The 3118-nt window shown below is 68.2% G+C and carries 2 protein-coding genes and 1 pseudogene; all 3 read right to left on the reverse strand.

The window, feature by feature from the left end:
• Window positions 1–202: 202 nt before the first annotated feature.
• Window positions 203–1258, reverse strand: coding sequence for an ABC transporter permease (locus J7E68_RS10120; protein WP_215172221.1), 1056 nt, complete (start codon window positions 1256–1258; stop codon window positions 203–205).
• A 38-nt stretch (window positions 1259–1296) separates the two neighbouring features.
• Window positions 1297–2193 (reverse strand): ABC transporter ATP-binding protein, encoded by an 897-nt coding sequence (locus tag J7E68_RS10125; RefSeq protein ID WP_215172217.1) that lies wholly within the window; start codon window positions 2191–2193, stop codon window positions 1297–1299.
• Between the two features lie 211 nt (window positions 2194–2404).
• Window positions 2405–3118, reverse strand: a pseudogene (locus J7E68_RS10130) (DUF3137 domain-containing protein); the annotation flags it as partial.

The raw sequence follows: 3118 nt of genomic DNA on the forward strand, positions 1-3118 counted from the left end.
GTCCTGGCCCTGTCCCTGGTCGTGGCCTGATCTCCTGATCGGGCACAACTTCGGAGCCGGGGCCGGACACACCGCAGAAACGACGGATGCCGCGGCGTGTCGGCCGCGGCATCCGAAGTTGTGCCCGTGAAAGCGGTGCCCGTGAAAGTTGTGCCCGTGAAAGTCGTGCCCGGTGAAAGGGCTGTCGGGCTGCAGGGCTGTCTCAGCCGCGCAGCGCCTCGCCGAGCTTGACCCGCGACCCCATGCGCAGCAGCGAGTTCTCGTAGATCTTCGCGCCGACCACGATCGCCGCGACGCAGCTGGCCAGCAGGATCACGAGGCTGAGCAGCGGCTCCCACCACTGCGCCTCACCCACGAACAGTCGCATGGGCATGCCGACCGGAGCAGAGAACGGCACGTACGACATGATCGTCAGCACCAGCGGGTTGTCGTTGAAGATGATCACGAGCACGTACGGCGCCATGATCAGCATCGTGATCGGGGTCGTCGTCGAACCGATGTCCTCCTGGCGGGAGACCATCGATGCGGCGGCCGCGAACAGGGCGGCGAGCAGGATGAAGCCGAAGAGGAAGAACACGGCGAACCAGATGATCGGGGCGCCGAGGGTCGACAGCACCTCGCGCTGCCCCGTCGCTATGAGCCCTATCGTCGCGACCGCGGCGAGAGCGAGGATCTGCCCCATCGCGAGGATCGTGTTGCCGATCACCTTGCCGGCGAGCAGGGTGCGCGCCGAGATGGTCGACAGCAGGATCTCGACGACGCGGGTCTGCTTCTCCTCCACCACGCTCTGCGCGATCGTGCCGCCGAAGGTCGCCGCCGCACCCATGAACACGATGCCGAAGGCGATCGCGATGAAGTAGCGCAGCAGTGGATTGGTGGTCGCGGGCTCGAGGATCTCGATCTCGGGCGCCTGCGAGAGCGCCGACACGAGACTGGTCGGTGCGTCCTTGAGCGCGACGACGGTGATGCCGGTCGGGCCGTCACCGGGGAGCACCGCGGCGTCGACCTTCTCTGCACGCAGCAGCTCTTCGGCCTCGGCCTGGTCGGTCACCTCGGTGATCTCGGTCGCAGGCAGGGCAGCGACGACGGATGCCGTCTCGGAGGTCACGGCCACGGGCATCGCGTCGGTGTTCTTGCTCGCGAAGCCTCCGATCACGATGCCGGCGAGGGCGATGAGCAGCAGCACGCCGGTGGAGATCAGGAAGGCCTTGCTGCGAAGCTTCGATCCGATCTCGCGTTCGGCGACGAGCCAGATCATCGACACCTGCGACGGCGAGCCGGAATTCTTCGGGGTGCTCACTGGATGACCTCCTTGAAGATCTGGGCGAGAGACGGGTGCTTGGGGGCGAAGCTGGCGACATCGCCGCGTTCGACGGCGGTGCGCAGCACGCGCTGGGCGGTGTCGGCGTCGTCGGCGTCGAACAGGGCGTAGCCGCCCTCGAAGTCGACGACGGTGACACCGGGTTCGGCGCGCAGCCATCCGGCATCTCCGGCGGAGACGAGCTCGTATCGGCTGCCGGCGTGCTGGGCGCGGAGTGCGTCGCGCGAGCCCGACGCACGGATGGTGCCGCCGGCGAGGATCACGAGGTCGTCGCAGAGGCGCTCGACGACATCGAGCTGGTGCGACGAGAAGAGGATCGATGCGCCCTTGGCGGCCGATGCCTGCAGCACCGAGGCGACGACGTCGACCGCGAGCGGGTCGAGACCCGAGAACGGCTCGTCGAGGATCAGCACCTCGGGGTCGTGCACGAGGGCTGCGGCGATCTGCGCGCGCTGCTGGTTGCCGAGCGACAGCGACTCGATCGTGTCGCCCAGGCGTTCCTCGAGTCCGAGCTCGGTGAGCAGCGCGGTGGCCCGTGCTTCGGCATCCGGCTTGCTGAAGCCGTGCAGCCGGGCGAGGTAGACGATCTGCTCGAGCACCTTCATCTTGGGATACAGGCCACGTTCCTCCGGCATGTACCCGAAGAGACGGCGGTCGGCACTGGTGAGCGGGATGCCGTCGAGCTCGACGCGTCCGCCGTCGGAGCCGAGCAGCCCGAGCACGATGCGCATGGTGGTGGTCTTGCCCGCGCCGTTTCCGCCGACGAAGCCGGTGAGACGCCCGGGACGCACCTCGAACGAGACGTCGTCGAGCACGAGTCGCGAGCCGTAGCTCTTGGTGATGCCGGCGAGTACCAGCTTTCCTGTGGTCATGCCCTCACGCTATTTCGGGGCTGTGCACCGAGGCATCCCCCCTGCGGCGGATCTGCTCGACGGATCTGCGCGGGCCCGAAGCAGCCGGCGTCCGCCGTGCGGGGGAGAGCGACTCCACAACTCCGGAGACCTCGGTCTCAGGTGAGGCGACACCACGGCGCGCCGGGAGTCTTCGCGCTGTTCTTCCGGAGTTGTGGAACCGGGACAGCGGTCAGCGCAGGAACAGGAACGAGAAGATGCCGATCGCGAACGGAGCGGTGGTGACCACGAACATCACGCCCACGATGATGCCGACGATCACCCACGGGCTGCGGCGTTTGAGTCGCTGACCCGGTGGGGCGACGCCGGGAGGCGGTGGGGTGAGCACGCCGGCAGGGGTTGCGAAGGGGAGGGCAGGCGCGCCGGGTGCGCCGAAAGCGGCGCCCGGATGCGGGCTTGGAGCCTGGCCCGGATGCGCCCCCGGGTGCTGCCCCGCCAGTCGCAGCCGGTCGTCGCGCCAGCGCGCCCACTGGTCGAGTTTGGTGAGCAGCGCCCCGACAGCGCCGAACAGCCAGGCCCAGGTCGCAGGGTCGAGGGTCGACACCTCGCGGCGCGTGTAGAGGAACAGCCAGTCGTCGACGATCTCGACGTCGAGCTGCGCCGCATGGTCGATGAACCGCGCCATGACGTCGGGGGTGAAGAGATAGAGCGCGTCGACCTCGTAGCCCGCCGGGCAGAAGAGCGAGAAGTAGCGGTCGAAGTCGCCCTCGAGCGAGAGGCGCTGGTCACCGCGGAACGCGCCGGCGATCGTGCTGCCGAGGGTGTTGTTGCCGAGGGCGTCGAGCACGATGGTCGGCAGCGGAACATCGAGCTTGACGGCGACGTACCCCCACCGATGCGTCTGCGACTGCTTGCCGTTGCTCGTCGTGTACTGGTAGTTGCCGAA

Source organism: Microbacterium sp. ISL-103, from assembly GCF_018613995.1.
Classification (GTDB): domain Bacteria; phylum Actinomycetota; class Actinomycetes; order Actinomycetales; family Microbacteriaceae; genus Microbacterium.

Bases quoted from the DNA above. Each gene is read 5' to 3' on its own strand.
- J7E68_RS10125 (WP_215172217.1), bottom strand. From the start codon at position 2,193: ATGACCACAGGAAAGCTGGTACTCGCCGGCATCACCAAGAGCTACGGC.
- J7E68_RS10120 (WP_215172221.1), bottom strand. From the start codon at position 1,258: ATGATCTGGCTCGTCGCCGAACGCGAGATCGGATCGAAGCTTCGCAGC.